This window comes from Mesorhizobium sp. WSM4806, from assembly GCF_055811635.1.
The window spans coordinates 194957-220194 of record NZ_JBVVQZ010000012.1; the positions used below are offsets into that span (position 1 = coordinate 194957).

A 25238-nucleotide genomic window follows, 5' to 3' on the forward strand; every position below is an offset into this window, starting at 1 on the left:
GACGGATTTCCTGCTCGACGACGGAATGGAGGTGGTCGTCATCCGCGATCACCTGCGCCGATCGTTGCCCATATGATGGGGTGCAAGGTCGGCAACATCGCGCCCACAAGGAGAGATTCCGATGCCCGAAGCGAGTCAGGAAAAGTTGGACGCCTTCTTGGGGAAATTGGTCGGCGATCTCGGCGCGATTGCTACGGGCGCGGGAGTCGTGCTGGGGGACAGGCTCGGCCTGTTCAAGGCATTGCGCGAAGGCGGCAAGATGACGGCCGCCGAACTTTCGGCACGGACCGGCACCCAGGAACGCCTTGTAAGGGAATGGCTTTCCGGGCAGGCAGCGGCGGGCTACGTCGACTACGATGAGGCCAATGACGAGTTCTATCTCAACGCCGAGCAGGAGTCGGTGTTCGCCGATGAAGATAGCTCGGCCTTCATGGCTGGCGCATTCGAGTTCCTGTCCGCGCTGTGGCTCGATGAAGAAAAGGTGAGGCAGGCATTTCAGTCCGGCAAGGGCGTTGCATGGCACGATCATAGCGCGTGTCTGTTTCGCGGTACGGAGCGGTTCTTCCGTCCAGGCTATAATGCCAACCTGATCGACTCCTGGCTGCCGGCGCTGGAGGGCGTAGTCGAGAAGCTCGAACGCGGCGCGGAGGTCGGGGATGTCGGATGCGGTCACGGCGCATCGACCGTGCTCATGGCGCGTGCTTTCCCCAATTCGCGCTTCGTCGGCTTCGATTTTCACTCCGCTTCGATCGAGCGTGCCCGAAAGGCGGCCGAGGAAGCCGGCGTCGGCGCCAACACGCGCTTCGAGGTCGCGGCCGCCAAGACCTATCCCGGCACTTATGACCTCGTCGCTTTCTTTGATTGCCTTCACGACATGGGCGATCCAGAGGGCGCCGCCGCCCATGTCCGCGGGTCGCTCAAGCCGAATGGCACCTGGATGATCGTCGAGCCGTTGGCGCATGACCATCTAGCGGCGAACCTCAATTCCGTCGGACGCGTCTATTATGCCGCTTCCACATTCGTGTGCACGCCCGCTTCGCTGTCGCAGGAAGTCGGACTTGGGCTTGGCGCCCAGGCCGGCGAGGCGAGGTTGCGCAAGGTGGTGACCGCCGGCGGCTTCAAGCGATTCCGTCGCGCCGCGGAGACGCCGTTCAACATGGTGCTGGAGGCTCGCCCCTAGCGCGGCTGTCGCTAGAAATTGTAGCTCATCGTGAAGATCACCGCCAAAATCCGGACGCACGTGTATCGGCAAATTTTCAAGGCGTCTGGGTTTACGCAGAACTCGCTGCCGAGCCGCCTTCTCTAAACCACTGACGTCGATGTCCGGCGGCAGATTCTTTCCCTTGCTGCGGTCACAAGGCGGGCGGCCTCGATGTAGGCGTCTTCCCGCCCAGTGCTTTCTCGACCCGCCGCGATGGGCTGATCGTCTCTGGTCGTCGTAATCATTGCGGTTACCGCCAAGCAGGCGGCCGATACGAAGTCTGGGAAGGAGATCGGCACCTCGGAGGTCGAGCGGATCTGGACGGGAGTGTCAAACGGACCCGCCCCAGACCTCGCAACGTCAAGTCCTATCCGCGAGAAACCCAACAGCGCCAGGAGCGCCACGCGACCAGTGGCCTATTTATCAACTCGAAAGCGCTTTCCATCTTCGCAATGCGTTCCGTCACTGCCATCTGAACAGGCTCATCGTGTCTGCAGCTTCACGACGCCTTGCGAGGCAACGCAGTCTGTATCCTAGCCATTGGTGAATTTCATCGGCGATGCGCTCGGCGTGCGCGGTGACCTCGGGAATTCCCATCAATTCACCGACGCTGCCGCGCGCCAGAGGCCCGCTGACGAAAATGCTGTCGGACGGTCGGCCGGATGTCCCGACCGCACGGCCTTGGCTGTCGGTCGCCAAGCCAAGACCAATCGGGTCTAGCCGGACCAGTCCCATTCGCCCGAGAGCGGCTATTGCCGCGTTGGTCCGGAAAATATCGGCATGCGCCGGCCCGGTTGTGACGATCACTCTGTCGAACGTCTCGATCGTCTGGGTGTGTTGGCGCCTTGGCCGCAGCGTGACACCAACGCGCCCGTGGACCCGCTCGGCGCCAGTCATCGATGCAGCGCGATAGGCGAGCGTGCCTTCAGCAAGCCGGCGATCGAGCACGACTGCGACCTGCGGCGCTATGCGGAAGCGATGCACATCCCACAGCGCGCGCAAATGGCGCACGACGCGGCGTTGCTCAGCGAGCGGCAGGGCCTGCCAGATGATTTGCCCTTGTCGCCGGACTGCGTCGAGCACCGGGTGCCAGCCTTCGCCCTGCTGCGCGGCGGTTGTGATGGTCGACCTGATACGCCTGAGCAGCACGGTGGCGCTGCGTGAAGGCAGGCCGGTGAAGTCGCCGATCGGATCGGCATGCGTAGCCGCATGGCCTCGCGACCGGTAGCCATGGCGCGAAAGTGCTGTGATGCGACCGCGATGGCCATTGCGGTCGAGCGTTGCGATGACATCCGCCGACGTCAGTCCAGTGCCGACGACAAGCACATGGTCGTAGCGTCCTATCGCTTCCAGCTTTTCGAGATCATAGGGATTGGCTACCAGCCCGGCTGCACCAGCTACGGACTGCAGGGGCAATGGCAAGGTCGGTGGCGGATGCGTCGTCGCAATCACCAGGGCGTCCGCTGCGAGCGTTCCTCCATCAGCGAGGATCAGGTGGTAGCCCTCGCCCCTGAGTTCGGCTGACGCGACCGCGGATCTGACATGGCGGATCGTTTTGCCGAATAGAAAGGGCTGAAGATGGGATTGCACGTAGCGCCCGAAAACGCGACGCTGCGGGTAGAGCGCTCCATTGGCGGCAATGGCCTCGGGGTCGTCCGCAGTGGCGCCAGTTTGCTCCAGCCAGTCGGCAAAGTGGCTGTCCTGGCCGGAGATCAGCGTCATCCTCGACGCCGGCACATTGATGCGGTGTGAAGGATCGGGCGTCGAATAGGCCAGACCATAGCCGAGCCCCTCGCGGGGCTCGACGACCACGATATCGGCAGCTCCGGCGGGCAGAAGCCGCGCAAGATGAAACGCAGTCGCCGCACCGGAAAAGCCGCCGCCGATGATGACTACGACCGGCCCTCTGCCCGATTCTCTGGCGCTCAAGATTGACTCGCTTGCAGTGCCGACGGTCGATGGTCTCCGGCCACCGTTTCGCCGAAGGGCCCCATGTTCACGGCCGTCGGTCGCGTCGAGATTTCGTGATCGAGCGGCAGCAACGGCAACACCAGTTCGCCGAAGCGATAGGCCTCCTCCAGATGCGGATAACCGGAGAGGATGAAGGTATCGATGCCGATACGCCGGTATTCGTCAATCCGTTCCGCCACCGTGGCCGCATCGCCGACCAGGGCGGTGCCGGCGCCGCCGCGAACCAGGCCGACGCCCGCCCACAGGTTGGGACTGATTTCGAGCTTGTCGCGACGACCGCCATGCAGGCGACTCATGCGCGACTGGCCAACAGAATCCATGCGCGCGAACACCTTCTGCGCCTCGGCTATCGTTTTGTCGTTCAGCCGGCTGATCAGCCGGTCGGCATCGGCCCAGGCTTCGTCGTTGGTTTCACGAACGATGACATGCAGCCGGATGCCGAAGCTCACCTGGCGTCCAGCTTTCTCAGCAAGGCCGCGCACATGGTCGAGCTTGGCGGCGACGTCTCCAGGTGGTTCGCCCCAGGTCAAATATTTCTCGATCTGCTCGGCGGCAACCGCATTGGCTGCCTCTGACGAGCCGCCGAAATAGAGCGGCGGGTGTGGCGACTGAATAGGTGGAAACAGCAGGCGGCCGTCCTCGATGCGGAAATGCTTGCCTTCGAAAGCGACGGTTTCGCCGCGCAGCACGGCCTTGTAGATGTCGAGGAATTCCCGCGTCACCTCATAGCGCTTGTCATGGCTGAGGAAGATGCCGTCGCCCTTGTTCTCGACCGGGTCGCCGCCCGTGACAACATTGATCAGCAGGCGTCCGCCGGAAATGCGGTCGAGCGTCGAGGTCATGCGCGCGGCGAGCGTCGGCGATTGCAGGCCCGGCCGGACGGCGACAAGGAAGCGAAGCCGCTGGGTCAGCGGCGCCAGCGCCGAAGCCACGACCCAGCTGTCCTCGCAACTGCGTCCGGTCGGCAGCAGCGCGCCATAGTAACCGATCGCATCGGCCGCCTTGGCGACCTGGGTGAGGTAGGGCAAGTCGACCGCCCTGCCCCCCTCGGAGGTGCCGAGATAGCGGCTGTCGCCATGGGTCGGAAGAAACCACAGGACCTTGATCCTGTCGGGGGTGGCAGTGCTCATGAATGGTCCTCTGTGACTTGACGCGCCTCGCTCAGCTCCAGGCATGGAGCGGCGGATTGACATCGTTGAGGTAGTAGTTGCCGAGGATCGCGTATTTCCAGCGCACCGGATCGTGCAGCGTGTGGGTGCGGGCGTTGCGCCAATGCCGGTCGAGATTGTGCTCGGCCAGCGTCGAGCGCGTGCCGGCGAGGTCAAACAGCTTGTTGGTGGCATTGATGGCGATCTCGGTGGTGAGGATCTTGGATTCCGCCACAGCGATCTGCGCTTCAGCAACGGTCTTCTCGTTCGGCTCGGCGACGGCGCGATCGACGGCAAGCCCGGCCTTTTCCAGAACCGCCTCTGCCGCATTGGCGCGCAGACGAAGGTCGCCGATCGACTGGATCGTATAAGGATCCTGCCAGGCATGATCGACGCCGCTGTCGATCCAGGCGCGCGATTTGGTGCGCACGAAATCGACCGTCTCGTCGATCGCCGCCTTGGCGATGCCAAGATCGACCGCGGCCTGGATAATCTGGAAGATGGCTCCATCGGCCGTCGGTCGGTCGTAGCCCTTATAGCCGGGAACCAGATGCGTCTTCGGCACCTTCACATTGTCGAGCAGGACCGTGCCGGACAACGTCGTCTTCTGGCCGAAGCTCGACCAGTCGTCGATGACCGTCAGTCCGGGCGCGCCGCGATCGGCGATGGCATACCAGGCGCGGCCCTCGTCATCGAGCGCCACAATCGGGACCAGATGCGCGAGTAGCGCGCCGCTCGAATAGAATTTCTGGCCGTTGACGACGACATGGTCACCGGCGTCGACGAACTTGGTTTCGAAGTCGGCCGCCCGCTTGGAGCCGAATTCGGAGAACGCGTTGCCGAAGCGCGTGCCGGACAACACCTCGGCGAACAGCAGCTTCTTCTGCGCCTCGTCGGAGACGGTGCGGATGGCGGCAACAACGCCAAGATGGTTCTGCGGAATCTGGCCCAGCGACGGATCGGCCGCCGAGATGATGGTGATCACTTTCGACAGCGTCACATAGGAGAGCTCCGGCCCGCCATAGGCTTTCGGCACGTTGATCGACCACAGGCCGCTCTGCGAAAACGCATCGAGCTCTTCCGTCGGCCAGATGCGTTCACGGTCCCGCTTGGAGGCATCCTTGGCGAATTCGGCGGCCAGTTTTTCGCCGACAGCGATCGCCTCGGCGTCGGTCCTGATAACATGCGCTTTGGCTGACGGACGCTCGACCGGTGGCACGGCGCTGCGGATTTCGGACGGCTGCTTCGATTGGATGGTCATGCTGCGGTCTCCTTGGGGAAATGGTCGGATGGAAGCGGCGAGCCGCCGAGATAGTAGGTTTTGATGTCAGCGCGCTGGCGCAGGTCGGCAGCCGATCCTTCGAGGACGCTGACGCCGTTCTCGAGCACGGTCGCGCGGTCGGCGTATTTCAGCGCGACCGCCGAATTCTGTTCGGCAACCAGGATCGAAAGGCTTTCGTCGCGGTTTAGCCGTTTCAGGGCGTTGAAGATCTCGTCGACGATCAGCGGCGCGAGCCCCATCGACGGCTCGTCCAGAACAAAGAGTTTCGGCCGCGACATCAGACCGCGGCCGATTGCCGTCATCTGCTGCTCGCCCCCGGAAGTGAGGCCGGACCGGGTTCGCCGCTTCTCGGCGAGCTTCGGGAAAAGTGAATAGACACGATCGAGGTCGGCCTTGACGCTGGTGCGAGAGGACGAGCGTCCGAGCGCGCCGGTGAAGAGGTTCTCTTCGACCGTCAGCGAACGGAAGCAATGCCGGCCCTCGAGGACCTGAACGAGGCCGCTGCGGACGAGCTGCGAGGGGCTTGCTCTTGAAACATCCTCACCATCGAAGGTGATCCGACCGGCGGTAACAGCGCCGCGCTCGGCCGGGAGGAGATTGGATAAGGCGCGCAGCAGGGTGGTCTTGCCGGCGCCGTTGGAGCCGAGCAGCGCGACGATCTCGCCCCTCCCAACCGACAGGTCGACGCCGTGCAGGGCGGCAATGGAGCCGTTGTAGACAGCTTCCACGCTGCTGACTGACAGTATCGGATATTGCGGGCTGGACATCGATGACTCCGTTGGGAAGCTGGATAGCGCGACTGGCCAGTTTGTCGGCCGCGCCATTGCAAACTCAGTTGCTGACCACTGCGTCGGCTTCCTCGGCCGTGCGAATCTTGATGCCCTTCTCCTTGGCATAAGCCTCGGACGACTTCTCGATGATCGGGCGCAGCAGCTTCCAGTCGGGCGCGATCCAGTCGGACACGACGTTCCACTTCGTGCCGTCCCACTGCTGGAAGGTCACGTAGCCGTCACCCTCGTGATTGTCCCAGGAGACATTGATCGAGTGGAACAGATCCTCGGCGCCGAGCGCCTCGACGCGCGCCGGATCGAGCTTGAGATGCTCGAAGCCCCAGCGCACTTCGTCGCCGGTCAGTGTGCGGTTGCCGAACTTGGCCTGCGCGAGGCGGACCGCCTCGACATTAAGGATGCCATTGACGATGCCGAGATTGTGGTAGACCGAGCCGATGCGGCTCTTGTCCTCGAGATTGCCTTTGCCGTCGCCGTAGACCGTTTTCACGATCTCCTGGACCACCGGATACTGCTCGCCCGAGGCCTGGGTGGTGATGGCCGTATAGCCCTTGGCGGCATCGCCCGCGGGGATGACGTCCTCTTCGGAATTCGACCAGACATTGCCGACAATGTGATCGGCTGGGAACCCGGTCTTCTGCGCAGTCTTCAACGCTACGGGGTTCATCACGCCCCAGCCGCGCAGCACCACATAGTCGGGACGCTCGCGACGGATCGTCAGCCATTGTGCCTGCTGCTCGTTGCCCGGATGCGGAACCTCGATCTGCGACAGTTCGAAGCCGTATTTCTGCGCCAGCAGCTCGTAGATCGGGATCGTCTCCTTGCCGTAGGGCGAGCCGTGATAGAGCACCACGATCTTCTTGCCCTTGAGCTTGTCCAGACTGCCTTCCTTGGAAGCGATGTAGTTCACGATGCCGGAAGTCTCGCTGTAGGGATTGAGCAGCAGCGGGAAGACGTAAGGGAACACGCGCCCGTCCGTGGTGTCGGTGCGGCCGTGGTTGATGGTGATCAGCGGCACCTTGTCGTCAGTGATGCGGTCGATCATGGCGTAGGCGATGCCGACCGAAAGCGGGTTCCAGGCGGCGATACCCGGATTGCTCTTCAATCGTTCATAGACCTCGACGCCCTTCTCGACCTCATACTGGGTCTCGCCTTCGCTCCAGGTCAGCTTGACGCCGTTGACGCCACCGTCACGGATGTTGATCAGGTTGAGGTAGTCGATGAAGCCGCCGAAGAAGCCGGTACCGCCGGCGGCATAGGGGCCGACGCGATAGCTCTGCAGGGGAAAATACTGTTCGTCGGCGTGGACAGCCGTCGCGCCGAGCACGAAGGCCGTGGCGATCGCCGCCTTCCGTAGGTGACTGAAGAAGGTCATGGGTTGCGTCTCCTGAGGTTGTGGTCCGTGAGGGGAGAATATCGAGCGGCACTCCAGCTGGACCTTGAGCCGATCGTCGTTTGAGGCGGTCCAGGAGGGCCGACAGGCCGTTCGGTTCCGCGATGAGGAAGATGATGATGAGGGCGCCGAGCACGATGCGCTGGCTCATGTCGAGCACGCCCGAATCGAACAGGCCGCCAAACGCGAAGGCGCCGATGCGGGACAGAACGAGCGGGGAGACGACGATGAAGGCCGCGCCCAGAAACGCGCCGCGCATCGAGGCCAGCCCGCCGATGATGATGATGAACAGGATCTGGAACGAGCGGTCGAGATTGAAGCCGGCCGGCTCGACGGTGCGCAGATAGGTGAAGGCCCACAGCACACCGGCGACACCGATGATGAAGGACGAGATGGCGAAGGCCAGCAGCTTGGTTCGCAGCACCGGCACGCCGATGACGCGCGCCGCGGTTTCGTTGTCGCGCACGGCAATAAAGTTGCGGCCGGTCGCGCTGTTGACGAGACGCCAGACGACGGCGGTCAGCACGATGACCGTAGTGACCGAAAGCAGGTAGCGGCCGGTGGCGCCGTCGAGCGGGAACCCAGCGACGATGAGATGCGGTGCCGAAATCACGCCCGATGGGTTGTCGTTGGAGAACCAGCCGAACTTGGTCAGCGCCCATTGCACGAAGAATTGGGCGGCGAGCGTCGAGACGGCGAGATAGAAGCCGCGCAGCCGCAGGCTCGGCAGGCCGAACACGACCCCGATCCCGGCGGCCGAAATCCCGGCCAGGATCATGGTCGCTGGCAGCGGCAGTCCTTCGGTCCGCAGGTTGAAATTGTAGGCGGCGAAAGCGCCGACCGCCATGAAGGCGGAAGAGCCGAGCGAAAGCTGGCCGCAGTAGCCGGTCAAAAGGTTGAGGCCGACCGCCGCCAGGCTGAGCGCCAGAAAAGGCAGCAGGATTGCCTCGACGAGATAGCTCGACGCATAGGCGGGGATCAGGCCGTAGGCGACGACGACCAGCACGGCCGGCAGAGCTAATCTCTGCCAGTCGATTGGAAGCCTTGCGGCATCGAGCGCTTGCACGGCCATCGGTCAGACCCTTTCGACGGTTTTCTGGCCGAACAGGCCGGAGGGGCGCACCAGCAGGACCACCAGCGCCAGCGCATAGGCGAACCAGCCTTCGATGCCGCCGCCGACGAAGGCACCGAGATAGACCTCTGCGAGCTTTTCGCTGGCGCCGATGATGAGGCCGCCGACAATGGCGCCGAGAATGGAATCGAAGCCGCCAAGCACCAGCACCGGCAGCGCCTTCAAAACGATCAGCGACAGAGAGAACTGGACACCGAGACGAGCGCCCCACAGCAGCCCCGCGACCAGCGCCACGAACCCCGCGGCCGTCCACACCGTTCCCCATATCCGGGGCAGCCGCAGCCCGACGGCGAGCGCCGCAAACTGGTCGTCGGCGACGGCGCGAAACGCCAGCCCGATCCGGGTCCAATAGAAAAATGCGCTCAAGCCCGCCACCATCGCCGCGGCAATGCCCGCGGCGAGAACGTCAAACGACGAGATCAGGATGCCGCCGACCTCAAAGGGTGTGTCGTCTATGCCGAGATCGAGCCCGTGCACCTGCGTGCCCCACATCAGCTGAGCAGCGCCCTCAATGATGTAGGACAGCCCAAGCGTAGCCATGAACAGCGTCATCGGCGAGCGATTGACCAGCGGCCTGAGCACAGTCCGCTCGATGGTGAAGCCCAGCGCGACCATGACCGCGAAGGTGATGAGCAGCGAAAGCGCGAAGGGGATGCCGCGTTCGACGAGGCTGACAAAGGTGAGCGCTGCGAACAGCACCATCGACCCCTGCGCGAAGTTCAGCACGCCCGACGTCTTGTAGATCAGCACGAAACCGATGGCGACAAGCGAATACATGACGCCAGAGAGCAGGCCGCCGACCAGCACTTCGATGACGAAGAGGAAATCATGGTAGCTCATTAGATGTCCTCGCCATTCCCGCCCTCGGCGGTGCCGATATAGGCCCGGATCACTGCCGGATCGGCCCTGACCTCGGCTGGCGTTCCGTCTGCGATCTTGCGGCCGTAGTCGAGCACGGCGACCCGGTCGGAGAGCCCCATGACCACGCCGATATCGTGCTCGATCAGGATGATGGTGACGCCGTGTCGGTCGCGCGCGGCGCGCACAAACCCGGCCATCTCGGCCTTCTCTGTCGCCGTCATGCCGGCCATCGGCTCGTCAAGCAGCAGGATCTTGGGCTCGGCGACCAGCGCTCGTGCCAGCTCGACCCGCTTCTGCAGGCCGTAGGGTAGCGTCGCGACCAGACGATCGGCAACGGCCTCAAGATGCAGGAACGCGATTGTCTGATCGACCTTTTCGGCGATTCCCGCATCTTCAAGCCGGGCGCGTGGCAGACCGGCAATATGCTCGACGAAGTTGGCGCGTCTGGTGTGGACGCGGCCCGAAGCGATGTTGTCGCGAACCGAAAGACCGGAAAACAGCGCCAGGTTCTGGAAGGTGCGGGCGACACCGAGGCGTGCCAGGCGGCTCGCCGGCACCCGGGAGAAGGACTGGCCGTCAATCGCGATCGTGCCGTGGTCGGCGTGATAGAGGCCGCTGATGATGTTGATCAGCGACGACTTGCCGGCGCCGTTGGGGCCGATCATGGCACGGATCTCACCGCCTTTGACCTGGAGATCAATGTCGCTCAGCGCCTTGACGCCGCCAAAGGATATGCCGATCCCGCTCAGTGCGAGAACCGCATCCGGCCGTGACGAGAGGCATGCCGGACGCCTGTCGCCGACGGGGTTAGTCACCGCGAGGATGGCGGAAATTTCGGGCGCGCGCTCGTATGCGGCGGCTCCCAGCGAAGCACCAATCATGAAACGTCCCTGATTTGAAGGAGAGCTGGCAGCGGCCCAAGGGCCGCGCCTGACCTATTCCGCGGCGACAAGCTCCCTGTCGCGAGCCGCTTCCAGTTCGCGCACCAGCGGAATGACGCGCTTGCCGAAGAACTCGACCTCTTCCTGGAAATGCAGGAAGCCGAGCAGGATCAGGTCGGCGCCGGCGTCTTTGAGCTTGAGGATGCGTTCAGCGATCTGTTCCGGCGTGCCGATGAGATCGCTGCGGAAACCGTCATTGTATTGCACCAGATCCTCGAAGGAGGATTTCGCCCAATTGCCTTCGCCTTCCGGCGAGGCCTTGCCGGCATTCTTGACCTGATCGGCAAAACCCTGGACTGCCTCAGGATTGGCCTTGGCGATGATCTCGTCGAGCACTGCGCGCGCTCCCTGCTCGCTGTCTCGCGCGATGGCGAAGGCATTGACGCCGATCTTGACCTTGTGGCCATTTGCTTTCGCCTTGGCGCGGGTGTCGTCGACCTGCTTCCGGATCTCCTCCGGCGTGTTGCCGTTGGTGAAATACCAGTCGGAGACCCGCGAAGCCATGTCGCGCGCGGCGCGCGACGAGCCGCCCTGGAAGATCTCGGGCAAGGGCTCGATCGGCTTGGGCTTCATCGAATAGTTGGTGAAGCGGTAGAAATCCCCCTTCAGAGTGAAACTGTCCTCCGTCCAGATGCCACGCAGCGCTCGGATAAATTCTTCTGACCGGCGATAGCGCTCGTCATGGTCGAGCCAGAGTTCGCCAATCGCGGCGAACTCGCCACGGAACCAGCCGCTCACCACATTGACGGAGACGCGGCCATTGGTCAGGTGGTTGATGGTAGCGATCTGCTTGGCCGCCAGCGCAGGGTTCCACGGGCCGGGCAGGATCGCTGCGATGACCTTCAGCGTTGTGGTGGCGGCGAGCAAGGCGTGGCTGAACGACACCGATTCGTGCTGGTTGTCGGCCCCATAGCCGGCCGTGAAGCGGATCTGGCTCAGCGCGTAATCGAAGCCGTTGGCCTCGGCGATTTGGGCAAGCTTGCGGTTGTAATCGATATCCCAGCCTGTCCGCTGCTCGATATTGGAGATGACCAGTCCGCCGGAGACATTCGGCACCCAGTAGGCGAATTTGAGGCTGTCGGAATGCGAGGTCATGTCGTCGTTTCCCCTTTGATTGGCTCAGCCGACGCGCGTGGCGACGGCAGCGTTTGCATGACTGGAATTGAGCAAGGAAACCGCTTCAGTAGCGGCGCGTGAAATGCGCTCGGTGATCGCGGCGCCGACGATTTCGGCATGGATGAAATCGTCGGGCGCGCCGTAGACGCCGGTCGGGACGGTGACGGCACCGAAAAAGCCGAACAATGGCCGGAGCTGATGTTCGAGCACCAGGCCATGATATGGGCTGCCGCCGGTCGCCGCGAGAAGCACGGTCTTGCCGGTCAGCGCACGATAGTCGACGAGGTCGAACAGATGCTTTAGGGCGCCGGTGTAGGAAGCCCTATAAACAGGAGTTCCGACCACGAGCAAATCGGCCTTCTCGACGCGCTGGATGATCGCTTCGCCGGATGCGCCAAGTGCGCCGCGCGATAGCCCGGCGAATAGCGAGGGTGCTGCCTCCGTGATCTCGATCAGACCGGTGTCTGCAGGCACACGCAACGCGACCGCCTTGGCCAGCGCATTCACCACCGCCGTAGTGCGGGAAGGCGTGCTTACGCCGCCCGATATTCCGAGAACCGATAATCGTGCCAAGTCATCAATCTCCCACACTTTGCATGCGCGCTAGGCCAGCACCAAATCAAGGCAAACGATATTCTATAAAATCTGTAGAGATAAGGTACTTTATTCTGATGTTTTCACGTCAGTGGGAAAAACGGCGCGTTAGCCGCATGGCAAAGGGGTTGACGGTTTAGGAGCGGGATGCGGCGCCAAACGCACGCCGGATCAGCGGCGGCGCGCTCGCAGTTGGAAATTTAGCCGAGAAGGGGAATCCGCGAAGCACAGCTCAAATCACCAAGCGGCGACAGCCTGGCCAGGGTATCCCCCCGCCTGTCGCTACGAAGCAGCTGTAGGAAACGTTGCTTCAAACGCAAGAACTCGCGGAACGCGATGATGTCCGTGGTCCTCGGCCTCTCGAAGGCCACAGTGATTTCTTCGTGGATGCGACCTGGCTGTGCCTGCATGACGACATTCGATCCGAAAGCAGCAAGGCTTCGTCGATATCATGCGTAACGAAGACGATCGTCGTTCTGAACTGCTCCCAAACCTCGAGCAGCAGTTCCGGATCCTGGGGTCGTTTGCGGGAGGGCGAAACGACAAGCACAGGTCCCTGACCCGCATGATCGTTTGCCTGCTAGTTTGGATTCCCTGGCAAAGGGCTGACACGCCTTTTCCGTTGGCAAGTCCGTCGAACACTGCGGCGCGTTGTTTTGCGTTGAGGCGGACGGGACGGCCCGAGTGTTTTTTCTTCAGCCTTGGCGCGATCGAGGCCGGTCTGGGTGCGTTCGACGAGAAGATCCCGCTCGAACTGGTCGACAGCGTTGAGGACGTTCATCGTCATCTTACCGGCTGAGCTTGTCAGATCGACGCGGCCAAGTGCGAGGCAGTGAACCTTCACGCCCATCTCCTCGAGCTGAGCGACGGTGGTGCTGACTCCAATCGCGTCGCGACCGAGACGATCAAGCTTGGTGACGACCAGAACATCGCCATGCTCCAAACGATCAATCAGGCGGCGGAAGCCTGACCGCTGGGCAATGGCAGTGCTGCCGGAGGTGGTTTCGGAGACGATGCGACGGGATTCGACATGGAAGCCCCGCCGACTGGGATTCCAAGATCTGGTTGTCAAACCGTCTGGCCGATGGTCGAGACGCGGGCATAGGCTTTGCAATCTGCAAAGTGAGATTGCTTCTGATAAGGAAACGGAATTCGTAGGCGGGCGCCACTCCGCTGCTACAACCCCGTCGTTACTTGCTTCGTGATGCCGAAATACATTCGAGTGGCTATGATGTTTGCGCCAGACCGCTTATTAATCACTGCAGAGTGCTTCCAGCCCGGAATAGAGCTCCAGCGCTTCCGGGTTGGCCAGCGCCTCCTTGGTCTTCACCGACCGGCCGTGGACGACTTCGCGCACGGCGAGCTCGACGATCTTGCCGGACTTGGTGCGCGGAATGTCGGCGACCTGGATCACTTTGGCCGGTACATGACGCGGTGACGCACCGATACGGATCTTGGTCTTGATCTTGTTTGCGAGATCGGCGTCGAGCGTCAGGCCCGGTTCCAAACGGACGAAGAGGATAACCCGGACGTCGTCGTCCCAGTCCTGGCCGATGCAGATGGCCTCGGCGACTTCATCGGGCTGTTCGACCTGGTTGTAGATCTCGGCGGTACCGATGCGCACGCCGCCGGGATTGAGGGTCGCATCCGAGCGGCCGGGATGATCAGGCCGCCGTGTTCGGTCCATTCGGCGAAATCGCCCTGGCACCAGATATTGTCGAAGCGCTCGAAATAAGCCGCGGTATTTGGCGCCATCAGGGTCGTTCCAGAAACCCACTGGCATGGAGGGGAAGGCTTTGGTGCAGACCAGTTCGCCCTTCTCGCCACGGACCGGTTTGCTTCATCGTCCCAGATGTCGACTGCGAGGCCGAGGCCCGGCCCCTGGATCTCGCCCTTCCAGACCGGCTTGATCGGATTGCCGAGCACGAAGCAGGAGACGATGTCGGTGCCGCCGGAGATGGAGGCGAGCTGGACGTCCGGCTTGATGCCTTCATAGACGAATGAAAAACCTTCCGGCGAAAGCGGCGAGCCAGTGGAGGTGATCAGGCGCAAGTCGGAGAGATCGTGTGTCTTGAGCGGCTCGATGCCGCCCTTGCGCACCGCATCGATATACTTGGCCGAGGTGCCGAAGATGGCGAAGCGTTCCTCGGCTGCATAGTCCCACAGGATATTGCCCGAGGGCGCGAAGGGCGAGCCGAGCGTGGCGCCGCTCGCCAGACCCGAGGCCAGCCAATTCCTCATCATCCAGCCGCAGGTCGTGAACTAGAAGAGGCGATCACCATCGCCGACGCCGGAATGGAAGCGGTGTTCCTTGAGGTGTTGCAGCAGCGTGCCGCCAGCAGAATGAACGATGCATTTTGGCACTCCGGTCGTGCCCGAGGAGAACAGGATATAAAGGGGGTGGGCGAATGTCAGCGGCTCGTATTCCACGGGCCTCGCGGTGAAGGGGATGGTCGCGGCATCCATCATGCGGCCATCGGCGAGCGATGCGGCCAGCGATTCGGCGTCGCCGGCGTAACCCACGACCATGACGGGGCAGCCGAGCTTGGGCGCGACGTTCCGGACCTTGTCGGAGACGTCCTGCAGCTTGCCGTTGTACCAGTAGGCATCGCAGGTGATGAATAGCCCCGGCTCGATCTGGCCGAAGCGGTCGAGCACGCCCTGCTCGCCGAAATCGGGCGAGCAGGACGACCACATGGCACCAATCGAGGCGGCGGCCAGCATGCAGGCGATTGTCTCCGGCATGTTCGGCATCATGGCCGAGATACGGTCGCCCTTGCCTATGCCCATCGCGCGGAAGGCTTGCTGTAGCTTGGATACGGTGGAATGGAGCTGATCCCAGCTCCAGCGATAGCTCATCTTGTCCTCACCACCACGGAAGATCAGCGCGTCTTGGGGACCGTGCTTGATGAGCCGATGCGATGATTGCGCGACATTTGTGGAGGTCATTCGACGCACCACGGCCGGCTCGGTGGCGAACATGTTGGCGAGGCGGATTTCCTGATCACCGTTCAGATGGAGATCGGTTGCTTGCAATGAGGAGACCTCCGGCAAGCAATGTCGAAGCATCACGAGTGGTGGAACCCGTGAAAGGCAGCGTGCCGGCCGATCCAGGACGACAGAAGCTCGTTGGCAACGGCCGGCAAACATACCGGCAATCGCTGTGGTTCCGCTTCTCGCATCACCGATCCTGCCTTATTATCTGGCTGGATACGCCGATGATGCTGGACAGCAGATAGCCCCGCACCGGCAGCTCTAGGCCGTTTTCGACATTGTAAAGTTTTATGGAAAAGACAGCACCAACGGATCAAATTTCGCTGGTCGCCCCTCAGTGAGTGCATTGACCGATGCGATGATCGCGTTGCGATCGATGCGAAAGTGGCTATAGAGGTCGCCGATCGTGCCTGTCTGGCCAAAATGCTCCACGCCATGTGGGATCGTCTTGCGGCCGACGACAGCGCCAAGCCATGACAGTGTCGCCGGGTGGCCGTCAATGACGGTGACGATTGCGCAATTGCCTGGGAGCGGGTCGAGCAGCGTCTCGATATGGCTCTTCGCATTGGCATTGCCGCGCGCCCGCTCGCGCTGCGCAGCGGTCCAGCCGGCGTTGAGCCGGTCAGCCGATGTCACCGCCAGCACCCCGATGTCGCGCCTCGTCTCGCCGATCATGCCGGCGGCGGCGATGGCCTCATCGGCAACCGCACCCTGGTAGGCGATGACGACTGAGCAGTTCGGCCCTGGCTTGCGCAGCCAGTAAGCGCCATCGACTGCACCCTGACGGAACGCATCGTCGACGCGTTTCACCGGCTGCTCCAACGGCTTGGTGGTCAGCCGCAGATAGACGGAGCCGCCGGTCTCGTCGCGCAACCAGGTGCGCTCATCGCGGTTGCCTTCACCGTCGCGCTGCAGATAGTCAAAGGCCCATTCCATGATGACGGCAAGCTCGTCGGCGAAGGCCGGCTCGAAGGCGGCAAGGCCGTCCTGGCTCATGCCGATAAGCGGCGTGCCGATGGATTGGTGCGCGCCGCCTTCTGGTGCCAGCGTCACGCCGGAAGGCGTCCCAACGATAATGAAACGCGCATCCTGGTAGCAGGCATAGTTGAGAGCATCTAGACCACGGCACACGAACGGGTCGTAAACCGTGCCGATGGGGATCAGTCGTTTGCCGAAGAGGGAATGGCTGAGGCCGGCGGCGCCGAGCAGCAGGAACAAGTTCATCTCGGCGATGCCGAGCTCGACATGCTGGCCCGTCGGCGTGAATTCCCATTTTGCGGTCGAAGGAATGCGATGCTCGATGAAGGCGTCGGCCATTGCTTGGCGTGCGAACAGCTTGCGCCGATTGACCCATGGCCCGAGGCTCGTCGTGCCGGTCACGTCTGGCGACGTCGTCATAATGCGTTCGGCCAGCACGCTCTTTCCCTTGGCGAGGTCGTCGAGGATCTTGCCAAAGGCGGTCTGAGTGGACACTTCGCGCGACGTGTCGACTTCGATCAACGGCACGTCGAGACGGGCGTCATCATAGCGGCGGCGTCGTTTCGAGAAGAACGGAACGTCGGCCAGGAAGGATTTCAGCCCGGCGACATCCTTGACGCCGGCGAATGGCTCCCATTCCTGGCCCGGGGCGATGCCCATATGGGCTTGCCAGTCAGCGAACTGCTTGTTGTTCATTAGACCGCCGTGGTTGTCCTTGTGACCGGCGATAGGCGTACCCCAGCCCTTGATGGTGTAGGCCAGGAAACAGGTCGGCCGGTCGTGGTCGATTGAGGCGAACACGTCGGCCATGCTCTCCACGCAGTTTCCGCCGAGGTTTTCCATCAGCGCGGCGAGTTCGGCGTCGCTGCGGTGATCGATGAGCGCCGACACGTCGCCCTGGTCGCCGAGGTCGTCCATTAGGCGCTTGCGCCAGATGGCGCCACCCATGAAGGTCAGCGCTGCGTATTCCTGGTTGGGACAGCGGTCGATCCAGTCGCGCAGTTTGTTTCCGCCCGGCTCGTCGAACGCCGCGCTTTGCAAGGCACCGTATTTTACCCTCACGACATCCCAGCCGAAGGCGTCGAAAATCTTCTCGATGCGCTCGAACAGGCCTTCGCGCACAATGCCGTCGAGTGACTGGCGGTTATAGTCGATGATCCACCAGCAATTACGCAGGTCGTTCTTCCAGCCTTCCTGCAGCGTCTCGTAGATGTTGCCTTCGTCCAGTTCGGCATCGCCCATCAGCGAGACCATGCGGCCGAGCTTTAAGTCCGCGCCCCACTCTTTCGCCTTCACGAAGTCCTGCACGATGGAGGCCAGCGCCGTGATGCCGACCCCGAGCCCGACCGAGCCGGTGGAGAAATCGACATCGTCAATGTCCTTGGTCCGGCTCGGATAGCTCTGAACGCCGCCATAGCCGCGGAAGTTCTCCATCTTCTCCCGCGTCTGGTTGCCCATCAGATAGTGGATCGCATGGAAGATCGGCGATGCATGCGGCTTCACCGCGACGCGGTCATCAGGCTTGAGTGCTGAGAAGTAGAGCGCCGTCATGATCGACACCATCGAGGCCGAACTCGCCTGATGGCCGCCGATCTTGATGCCATCCACCTTGGGGCGGATATGATTGGCGTTGTGGATCATCCAATGCGACAGCCACAGAAGCCGCTGCTCGAGGTCTTGGAGGTGCTGTCGCTGAGAAGATGTCATCTGTACTCCGATGCCAACTGCGAGACCGGTATGGGCGATTCCCAGGGCGGGGGGTCAGCCTTCCTTGTAATAATAGCTGTAACCGTTGATCGCCGGGGCGCCGCCGAGATGCGCGTAGAGCACCTTCGAGCCCTCCGGGAAGAAGCCCTTGCGGGTGAGATCGATCATGCCCTGCATCGATTTGCCCTCATAGACCGGGTCGGTGATCATCGCCTCGGTGCGCGCGGCAAGCCGGATCGCCTCGTTAGTCTCTTCGGACGGCACGCCATAGGCCGGATAGGCATAGTCGGGGTTGATGACGATCTCGTCTTCCCGGACCTTGCGGCCGAGACTGATCAGGTCAGCCGTTTTGTCGACGATCGAGCGAACCTGCGCGCGGGTCTGATCAAGCGTGCCCGACGCATCGATGCCGATGACGCGGTCGGCCCTGTCCTGCGCGGCGAAGCCGACAATCATGCCGCCCTGGGTCGAGCCGGTGACGACGCATACGACGATGTAGTCGAACTTGATGCCGAGTTCCTTTTCCTGCTCGGCCACTTCCTCGGCGAAACCGACATAGCCCAGCGCGCCGTATTTGTGCACAGAGGCGCCGGCCGGGATAGGATAGGGCTTGCCGCCGGCATCCTTCACCGACTGGATGGCGTCTTCCCAGCTCTTGCGGATGCCGATGTCAAAGCCGTCGTCGACGAGGCGGGTGTCAGCGCCCATCAGGCGGGTCATCAGAATGTTGCCGACGCGGTCGTAGACGGCGTCGTAGTGGGGCACCCACTTCTCCTGGATAACGACGCACTTCATGCCGATCTTCGCCGCGGTCGCGGCCACCATACGGGTATGATTCGACTGCACGCCGCCGATGGACACGAGTGTGTCGGCTCCCGATTCGATGGCATCCGGCACGATGTATTCCAGCTTGCGCAACTTGTTGCCGCCCATGGCGAGACCGGAGTTGCAGTCTTCGCGCTTGGCATATATCTCGACCTTGCCGCCCAGCGCCGCTGTCAAGCGTGGTAGATGCTCGATCGGCGTCGCGCCGAAAGTCAGAGGATAGCGATCGAATCTGTCGAGAAGGGACATCGGCTCGTCTCCGTGAATTTGTGAGCAAACTGTAGACATTTCTTCGCGGAAGGTGCTCTCGAAATTTGGCTTCTGTATTCCATATTTACCAGCGCTCTGATAGATTTTCCGAAAGTTCACCTTAGCGATGGGCCTGAAAGTGGAAGATTCTGTCTCAGGCGCTTTGGACCGTATCGACGTCAAAATCCTGCGCGCGCTGCACAATGATGGCCGTCTGACGAATGCCGAGCTCGCGACGCGCGTCAACGTCAGCGCGGCCACCTGCCACCGGCGCACGCAGCGACTTTTCGAAGACGGCTACATCACCGGTGTGCGCGCCGATATCGCGCCCGCGGCGGTCGGTCTCGGCGCTCTGGTCATGGTCGGCGTGGTGCTCGATCGCTCGACGCCGGAGAGTTTCGCCGCCTTCGAAGGCGCCGTGCTCGAGATGAAGGACGTACTGGACTGCAACCTCGTCGCTGGCGATTTTGACTACCTCCTGAAGATCAGAGTCCGCGACATGGCGGACTTCAACAAGCTGCACGGCCAGAAGCTGATCGCGCTGCCGGGCGTCCGGCAGACGCGCACCTTCTTCGTCATGAAGGAGGTCAAGGAGAACGCCCGCCTTTCGTTCTGACTTGACCAGGAGGTACGATGAGACCGATCAGGTCTTTTTCACAAACTTCGACAGGATTGCGTTGAATTTCTCGGGATACTCCCAGAACATCATGTGGCCGCCGAATGACTCGAACGTTGACTTCGGGCAGTTCGCGGCGATGAACGGCTTGGCGACCGCCGACCAGTGCTCAGCGGCGACATGCAGCGAGGGGATCTTGCTGTCCACCAGCTTGGCCTCGGCCAGGTAGTTGGCGAAGGACACATCGGCGATGAGGTTCGCCGCGATCAGAGCCGGCACTGCATTTGACTGCTCGAGCAGCCATGCCGTGACTTCCGGCGTGAGATCCTTCTGGATCATTACGTTGTCGGCATACCACACGATGACGTCACGCAATCCCTTCTGGGATTGAACGCCACCAAAGAAGCCAGCGAGATCCTTGAAGCCGCCTTCGATCCAGACGCCGGGTTCGGTCGTCGTGCCGACCGGCGGCATGTCGATGTTGACGAAGCCGGCGAGCTTGTCGGTGCCGTTGTTTCTCACATAGTGCCATGCAGCCAGCGCGCCGGCGGACCAGCCGACGAGGACGGGTTTCTCAACTTTCAACTGATCGAGCAGCGCAGCCAGATCCTGTGCGTGGGTCGCATAGTTGTTGCCTTGCAGCGTTACGGTCGAACGGCCGTGGCTGCGCGGGTCGAATGAGATCACCCGGTTGGTCGCGGCGAAATGTGCGAACTGATGCTCGAAGACCCTGGTGGTTAACGTCCAGCCCGGCACGAAGACGATCGCAGGGCCTTCGCCTGCCTCTTCGTAGTAGAGATCGACACCAGGTTCGACCGCCAGATATTTGCCAACCAGCTTGGGCGCAGCGGCTTTTTCTTGTGCGTTCGCAGCTATGCTGGCGGTCAGCACCGCGGCGGAGGCAGTTACTCCGGCCAGCATCGCCTCGCGTCGGGTCATTGCAGCTTTCTTCGAGGTTTCATCTTTGTCCATTTCATTTCTCCTTCATCGACTGAGCCCGTCGATCTGACCACACGGACGTCTCTCCTGCCGCCGCGAAGGCGCAGGATGGCATGGATATTAACGAACAGCGGCTGAAATGTACTTTCATTGTTTACTGCTGGATATTATGAATTGAGCTAATAGAGCCGTTAGAATGTTCTGATCGCGCAGAAAACCAATAAAAATTGGAAGAATCATTCAGGAGTATGAGATTGTTCGCGGCGGGTTTTGAACTCGCCGAAGCGATGCGCGCCCCGATGGATGAGCAGGCTACTCGATCAGCATGAGGTCGATGAGAGCTGGCCCAGCTCAGTGCGGTGGTGTCCGGCCGCCTTCAGCACCCCCGTTCGCGCCGGGCGCCGCCTCGAGGTAGCCGACAAAGCGGATTATCGGCCGAAGGATTGCAAGGGAGATGGTCGCGCATCAGCTGTGGGAAGCGGCGAGCCGCGGGACGCGGGCGTTAATCTGTTCGGTTAAACGCCGAGAAGGCACCTAGTGGCACTAAGGCGAAATCTGGTGGTGTTGGGCGCCTGCGACGCATCGGCCTGTTATCTACACCGCGGCCGCATAACATTTGGTTCAAAGGAACTCGTCGATGATCGACTCACCCTTATTTCAGCCCAGCACAGACGAGATTCGCACGAGCGCAATCACGAGGTTTCGCGAATTCTGCACCTGTACCTACAAGGCTGATCTACCCGACCATGATGCGTTTCATCAATGGTCAATCGATGAACGCGGCACTTTCTGGTCTGCCGTCTGGGATTATTGCGGCGTGATTGGACAGCCCGGGCCACGCGATCTCATCAACGGCGATGTTATGCTCCACGCTCGCTTCTTCCCCGACGCCAGCCTGAACTTCGCCGAAAACCTCCTGCGCATCTTGCCGGCGTGGTCCGCGCGCGGGTGGCTGAAATGCGTGTCGGCGGTGAAGTAGATCATGCAGGGTCCCCGCCGCCCGCAGCGGCGACCTTGTCAATCATGGCGAGAATAGCTTGCGGTGCAGCGTGGTGGACCATGTGGCCGGCCTGCGGGATGATATCGGCAAAGGAACCGTGAATCTCGGCTTGCAGTCGAACAGCCTCGGCCTGGGCGTCGAACAGCCGGTCGCCAGCGCCGGCAACAATACCGGTGGGCAGCGACAGCTCATTGTACCGGGCGGAGCGGCCGCCGGCCAGTGCTGCGACCAGCATCAATGCCGACTCCGCAGCGATCGAGCGCAGTTGCGAGGGCCGGCTGGCGACGTCCTTTGCCGATGAAGCATACTCTGCAGAGATTATGCCGGGGCGGAATATCTTGGCCATGGCCAGCGGCCAGGTAAGCCGCACAAGCAGCGGCAGCAAAGTGTGGCGGACAACACCACCGGCGACAGGCAAGGCCGGCAGCGCCGCCAGTGCGAGGCCCAGGCGCGGCGGTGGATGATAGTAGCCGGAAACAAGCACGATGCCGGCGACCGAGGCGGGACGAAGGCGCGCCAGCTGGATAGCCACCGACGCACCCCAGGAATGTCCTAGAACGAGATATCTTTCGATCCCAAGCTGTGCGACGGCGGCATGAATGAGATCGGCTTGCGCGGCCGCCGTCCACCATTTGCCTCGCGGCCGCGCGCTCCTGCCGAAGCCCGGCCGGTCAAAGGCGAGTACCCGGTATTTCCTAGCCGCCGCGTCGAAGATGCCGCTGGTCTTGAAATCCTCCGCCGACGAGCCGTTTCCGTGCAGCAGGATCAACGGCATCCCGCTGCCCTGCTCAAGGACGTGCAGGCGTACTCCTGCCGCCTCGACGAAGCGCCCCGACAGATGCGAGAAAAGCGCGCGTTTGGCGCGCGCGCCGTTGTACAACGCAAGGCCAGCCAACCCGGCGCCAAGCAGCATGGCGGCTGCTGTTGCCTTATTAGTGCCGCGGACCACTAGCGGCCACCGCGCGCAATGTGAACAGACGTTACCACTCTCGACATGCCTTGCTGTTGCCGAACTGCCGCGCATGTCGGCGCGCCGCTTACCAAGTGCATCTTTGCTCTCCGATTGAATAGCTCCGATTTCTCGGCGGCAGCCTAACCCACCTGATCGTCAGTTGTTCCTCCTGAAGAGGTTCAGCTTGTTTTTCCGCTCGTCTGAGCTTTCAAAGGGGAACTTTGAGTGGGACGCAGGTTAAGACGTTTGGCACCGAGGGGATCCCAACCATGACCGCGCAGCATAGAAATCGGGTCGCACCATTGCCGATCCGAGCAGATGCAACGCACCCGTAGATAAGGCGAGGGACCTCCGGCCCTTGTTGAGCTAACGCACAAGAAGAGGATGCGAGATGGCAGGAAAAAATAGCGAGCAGTTTGTCGACGATCCCGTCTACGAGGCAAGCCTGGAGAGCGATCCGCCCGCCGCTTCGGATCGGTGCAGTCGATGTTCAGGAGTTGCTCAAAACGGATCGCGTCGCACGTGCAGTCTGGAACGAAGCCCTGGCGCAGGCTGCTTCGCATGCTGCGAGCGCAGAGTGCAACGATCTTGCGGCCGACATCCGTTCTATGCAGCGGGAAGAGCCTCGATAAGAGGCTACCAAATCGGATTCCCCGGATTGTCAGCCATGGTCACGGCGCTTGGTGCGGGCGCAGTTCCGGTGCGCCGGGAGCTCTCCCGGTTCAAAGGGCGCATCATCCGCTCCTCACTCTCACCCGAACAGGAAGCTCGGCTTCAGGAGGCGCTGTCAAGAGCGAGGGCCTCCGACAATGCGCCATCCGCCGGCTCAGCAAGTGCGGCCTAACCGCTCGCCAAAAGGCGCCTGTACCGACAGATCGGAGGACAAACCAGCGGGAAAGAAGAGGCGTAACGGACAAAGAAAAACACGACAGACAGGAGCGCACCACGGATGCTGCACGGGCATTCACAGGTTGAGCGCGGCGCAAGAGGTGCGAAGGCGACTCGGTTGCGAGAGCAACGACTTAAGGCTCAATCCGATCGTCCTGCTGCAATAGTGGCAAACCGAAGAGGCACCCGATCGGCAACAAGAAAGCCCGCCGCGGGAGGGGCCGCAGCGGGCCTTTGAGGAGCACCTTCGCGGCTATATCCTGGCGAGGGATCGACCGCTACGGTTGTAATGCGCAATCCCTGTAACGGTTCCAATACTTTTGCGGACGCGGTGTGTGCCGGCCTCGCGAGTATTGTACGTTGCGATCCTAATTTTTCGCAAGTTTTTTGCCCTACTTCAGGAACACATGCTCGACACGAAAGTTCGGCACGTGCAGCTATTGTTCCCTCCCAATGAACGGCTGCAGATCGGCCCGATGCACCGATCGGCCCGCGTCCTCTCCCTCCAGGGGCGCGGGCTTTATTGCCCGCACGGAACACCAGGCGTGTGCGTTCGCCGGCATGAAGCGACTTCTCAGCGAGTGGCCGCTTTGGCAGACACAGGCCTTGGGCCGGGTTGGCGGGTTGTTCTGGTTTCCTACGCCATCGGCGTCGCACTGCTTGCCTGGACAGTTAAAGGTTCATCGTGCCGTTTCCCGGCAGCATGAGGCATCCACGTAAGCCATCGGTGTCGACCAGTCAGACAGCATCGACTCTCCGCGCCGATCGGCGTAGGTTTCTCTTATCGGCGATAGATTTCACGGGCATCGCTGGCTGTGAGCGAGCATCGTGCTTCCGCCCCAATTCGGGAGGGAGCTATGAGCAGCCCCAACACCTCAAAAATTGGCCTCGTCTTTTCAAAGGACCGCGCCCGCCCGCAGCCAACTCGCCGCCCAGAAACTGCATATAGAAATCATTTGCTGCGGCGCATGGCTCCGGCCGACCTGCGATTGCTGAGGCCTCACCTTCAAAGCAGCTTTCTGCCTCTGAGAACTCAGCTCGAAACCGCAAACGCCGCGATCGAGGCCGTCCACTTCTTTGAGGCTGGAATCGGCTCGGTGGTGGCGAAGCTTCGTCCGGTGATTGATGCCGAGGTTCGCCTCATCGGCTTCGAGGGCATGACCGGCTCGGCGCTGATCATGGGTAGCGATCGATCCCCGCACGACTGCTACATTCAGGTGGAGGCCGAGGTTCTCAGCATGGACGCCGAGCCATTCAATGAAGCGCTTTCCGACAGCCCGACGCTGCGGCTGTTTCTGCTGCGCTATGTGCATTACGCGCATATCCAGGCGAGCTACACCGCCCTGGTCAATGCGCGCTTGAAAATAGAAGAACGGCTGGCACGTTGGCTGGTCATGTGCGACGACCGCATAGAAGGCGACCGGCTGCCGGTTACCCATGAGTTCCTGTCAGTCATGTTGGGAGTACGACGGCCGGGCGTCACCGTGGCACTTCAGTTGCTGGAGGGCCGCGGCCTGATCAGGTCAAATCGTGGAGAGGTTATTGTCCGCGACCGAGATGGGCTCATCGCCTTGGCAGACGGCTCATATGGGCAGCCGGAGGCAGAGTATGCCCGCTTGATCGGTGATCCGGCATCCACATGATCTCAGGGCAACGGTCACGG

The 25238-nt window shown here is 61.9% G+C and carries 17 protein-coding genes and 3 pseudogenes; 4 read left to right on the top strand and 16 right to left on the bottom strand.

What is annotated here, in order from left to right:
* The first annotated feature begins 121 nt into the window (after positions 1–121).
* Entirely contained in the window at positions 122–1180 is a 1059-nt protein-coding gene (locus AC0L2M_RS19655; protein ID WP_473535649.1) for a class I SAM-dependent methyltransferase, read from the top strand.
* Positions 1181–1663: 483 nt separating this feature from the next.
* Here AC0L2M_RS19655 and AC0L2M_RS19660 read toward each other — a convergent pair whose 3' ends face one another.
* The 14 genes and pseudogenes from AC0L2M_RS19660 to AC0L2M_RS19725 form a co-directional block, all read right to left on the bottom strand.
* Positions 1664–3130, bottom strand: coding sequence for an FAD/NAD(P)-binding protein (locus AC0L2M_RS19660; protein WP_473535650.1), 1467 nt, complete (start codon positions 3128–3130; stop codon positions 1664–1666).
* The gene (ssuD, locus tag AC0L2M_RS19665; protein WP_473535651.1) at positions 3127–4302 is read right to left on the bottom strand and encodes an FMNH2-dependent alkanesulfonate monooxygenase; all 1176 of its coding nucleotides are present in this window, start codon (positions 4300–4302) and stop codon (positions 3127–3129) included. Before ssuD ends, AC0L2M_RS19660 begins: the two co-directional genes overlap by 4 nt.
* 31 nt (positions 4303–4333) lie before the next feature.
* Positions 4334–5581 carry an SfnB family sulfur acquisition oxidoreductase gene (locus tag AC0L2M_RS19670; RefSeq protein ID WP_473535652.1) on the bottom strand — a complete coding sequence of 416 codons (1248 nt, stop codon included), beginning with the start codon at positions 5579–5581 and terminating at the stop codon, positions 4334–4336.
* Entirely contained in the window at positions 5578–6369 is a 792-nt protein-coding gene (locus tag AC0L2M_RS19675) for an ABC transporter ATP-binding protein (RefSeq protein WP_473535653.1), read from the bottom strand. The genes AC0L2M_RS19670 and AC0L2M_RS19675 overlap by 4 nt, the downstream gene beginning before the upstream one ends.
* A gap of 64 nt (positions 6370–6433) precedes the next feature.
* On the bottom strand, positions 6434–7765 hold the full coding sequence (locus AC0L2M_RS19680) for an ABC transporter substrate-binding protein (RefSeq protein WP_473535654.1): 1332 nt from the start codon (positions 7763–7765) through the stop codon (positions 6434–6436).
* Positions 7766–7838: 73 nt separating this feature from the next.
* Positions 7839–8855 (bottom strand): annotated as a pseudogene (locus tag AC0L2M_RS19685) (branched-chain amino acid ABC transporter permease); the annotation flags it as partial.
* A 3-nt stretch (positions 8856–8858) separates the two neighbouring features.
* The gene (locus tag AC0L2M_RS19690) at positions 8859–9755 is read right to left on the bottom strand and encodes a branched-chain amino acid ABC transporter permease (RefSeq protein WP_473535655.1); all 897 of its coding nucleotides are present in this window, start codon (positions 9753–9755) and stop codon (positions 8859–8861) included.
* A complete protein-coding gene (locus AC0L2M_RS19695; protein WP_473535656.1) occupies positions 9755–10657 on the bottom strand; it encodes an ABC transporter ATP-binding protein in 903 nt (300 codons plus the stop codon). Before AC0L2M_RS19695 ends, AC0L2M_RS19690 begins: the two co-directional genes overlap by 1 nt.
* A gap of 54 nt (positions 10658–10711) precedes the next feature.
* On the bottom strand, positions 10712–11812 hold the full coding sequence (gene sfnG, locus AC0L2M_RS19700) for a dimethylsulfone monooxygenase SfnG (RefSeq protein ID WP_473535657.1): 1101 nt from the start codon (positions 11810–11812) through the stop codon (positions 10712–10714).
* Between the two features lie 24 nt (positions 11813–11836).
* Positions 11837–12406, bottom strand: coding sequence for an NAD(P)H-dependent oxidoreductase (locus AC0L2M_RS19705; RefSeq protein WP_473535658.1), 570 nt, complete (start codon positions 12404–12406; stop codon positions 11837–11839).
* A 573-nt stretch (positions 12407–12979) separates the two neighbouring features.
* Positions 12980–13579: pseudogene (locus tag AC0L2M_RS19710) on the bottom strand (recombinase family protein); the annotation flags it as partial.
* Between the two features lie 100 nt (positions 13580–13679).
* A pseudogene (locus AC0L2M_RS19715) lies at positions 13680–15328 on the bottom strand (acetoacetate--CoA ligase); the annotation flags it as partial.
* Between the two features lie 381 nt (positions 15329–15709).
* Positions 15710–18106, bottom strand: a complete 2397-nt coding sequence (locus AC0L2M_RS19720) for a transketolase (RefSeq protein ID WP_473535659.1) — start codon at positions 18104–18106, stop codon at positions 15710–15712.
* 54 nt (positions 18107–18160) lie between these two features.
* Positions 18161–19180 (bottom strand): 1-aminocyclopropane-1-carboxylate deaminase, encoded by a 1020-nt coding sequence (locus tag AC0L2M_RS19725; protein ID WP_473535660.1) that lies wholly within the window; start codon positions 19178–19180, stop codon positions 18161–18163.
* Positions 19181–19307: 127 nt separating this feature from the next.
* On the opposite strand from AC0L2M_RS19725, the gene AC0L2M_RS19730 reads away from it, so the two are divergent.
* Positions 19308–19796 carry an Lrp/AsnC family transcriptional regulator gene (locus AC0L2M_RS19730; protein WP_473535661.1) on the top strand — a complete coding sequence of 163 codons (489 nt, stop codon included), beginning with the start codon at positions 19308–19310 and terminating at the stop codon, positions 19794–19796.
* 27 nt (positions 19797–19823) lie between these two features.
* Here AC0L2M_RS19730 and AC0L2M_RS19735 read toward each other — a convergent pair whose 3' ends face one another.
* A complete protein-coding gene (locus AC0L2M_RS19735) occupies positions 19824–20768 on the bottom strand; it encodes an alpha/beta fold hydrolase (RefSeq protein WP_473535662.1) in 945 nt (314 codons plus the stop codon).
* 604 nt (positions 20769–21372) lie between these two features.
* Here AC0L2M_RS19735 and AC0L2M_RS19740 point away from each other — a divergent pair.
* Complete coding sequence (locus AC0L2M_RS19740; RefSeq protein WP_065008838.1) at positions 21373–21714, top strand: acetyl-coenzyme A synthetase N-terminal domain-containing protein; 342 nt, start codon at positions 21373–21375, stop codon at positions 21712–21714.
* A 1-nt stretch (position 21715) separates the two neighbouring features.
* Here the strand turns inward: AC0L2M_RS19740 and AC0L2M_RS19745 are convergent, their stop codons facing one another.
* Positions 21716–22648 (bottom strand): alpha/beta fold hydrolase, encoded by a 933-nt coding sequence (locus AC0L2M_RS19745; protein ID WP_473513620.1) that lies wholly within the window; start codon positions 22646–22648, stop codon positions 21716–21718.
* A gap of 1895 nt (positions 22649–24543) precedes the next feature.
* On the opposite strand from AC0L2M_RS19745, the gene AC0L2M_RS19750 reads away from it, so the two are divergent.
* A complete protein-coding gene (locus AC0L2M_RS19750) occupies positions 24544–25218 on the top strand; it encodes a Crp/Fnr family transcriptional regulator (RefSeq protein WP_473513645.1) in 675 nt (224 codons plus the stop codon).
* Positions 25219–25238 lie beyond the last annotated feature (20 nt).

Bases quoted from the DNA above. Each gene is read 5' to 3' on its own strand.
- AC0L2M_RS19740 (WP_065008838.1), top strand. From the start codon at position 21,373: ATGATCGACTCACCCTTATTTCAGCCCAGCACAGACGAGATTCGCACG.
- sfnG (WP_473535657.1), bottom strand. From the start codon at position 11,812: ATGACCTCGCATTCCGACAGCCTCAAATTCGCCTACTGGGTGCCGAAT.
- AC0L2M_RS19720 (WP_473535659.1), bottom strand. From the start codon at position 18,106: ATGACATCTTCTCAGCGACAGCACCTCCAAGACCTCGAGCAGCGGCTT.
- AC0L2M_RS19735 (WP_473535662.1), bottom strand. From the start codon at position 20,768: ATGGACAAAGATGAAACCTCGAAGAAAGCTGCAATGACCCGACGCGAG.
- AC0L2M_RS19675 (WP_473535653.1), bottom strand. From the start codon at position 6,369: ATGTCCAGCCCGCAATATCCGATACTGTCAGTCAGCAGCGTGGAAGCT.
- AC0L2M_RS19750 (WP_473513645.1), top strand. From the start codon at position 24,544: ATGGCTCCGGCCGACCTGCGATTGCTGAGGCCTCACCTTCAAAGCAGC.
- AC0L2M_RS19680 (WP_473535654.1), bottom strand. From the start codon at position 7,765: ATGACCTTCTTCAGTCACCTACGGAAGGCGGCGATCGCCACGGCCTTC.
- AC0L2M_RS19695 (WP_473535656.1), bottom strand. From the start codon at position 10,657: ATGATTGGTGCTTCGCTGGGAGCCGCCGCATACGAGCGCGCGCCCGAA.
- AC0L2M_RS19670 (WP_473535652.1), bottom strand. From the start codon at position 5,581: ATGACCATCCAATCGAAGCAGCCGTCCGAAATCCGCAGCGCCGTGCCA.
- ssuD (WP_473535651.1), bottom strand. From the start codon at position 4,302: ATGAGCACTGCCACCCCCGACAGGATCAAGGTCCTGTGGTTTCTTCCG.
- AC0L2M_RS19725 (WP_473535660.1), bottom strand. From the start codon at position 19,180: ATGTCCCTTCTCGACAGATTCGATCGCTATCCTCTGACTTTCGGCGCG.
- AC0L2M_RS19655 (WP_473535649.1), top strand. From the start codon at position 122: ATGCCCGAAGCGAGTCAGGAAAAGTTGGACGCCTTCTTGGGGAAATTG.
- AC0L2M_RS19690 (WP_473535655.1), bottom strand. From the start codon at position 9,755: ATGAGCTACCATGATTTCCTCTTCGTCATCGAAGTGCTGGTCGGCGGC.
- AC0L2M_RS19730 (WP_473535661.1), top strand. From the start codon at position 19,308: ATGGGCCTGAAAGTGGAAGATTCTGTCTCAGGCGCTTTGGACCGTATC.
- AC0L2M_RS19745 (WP_473513620.1), bottom strand. From the start codon at position 22,648: ATGCTGCTTGGCGCCGGGTTGGCTGGCCTTGCGTTGTACAACGGCGCG.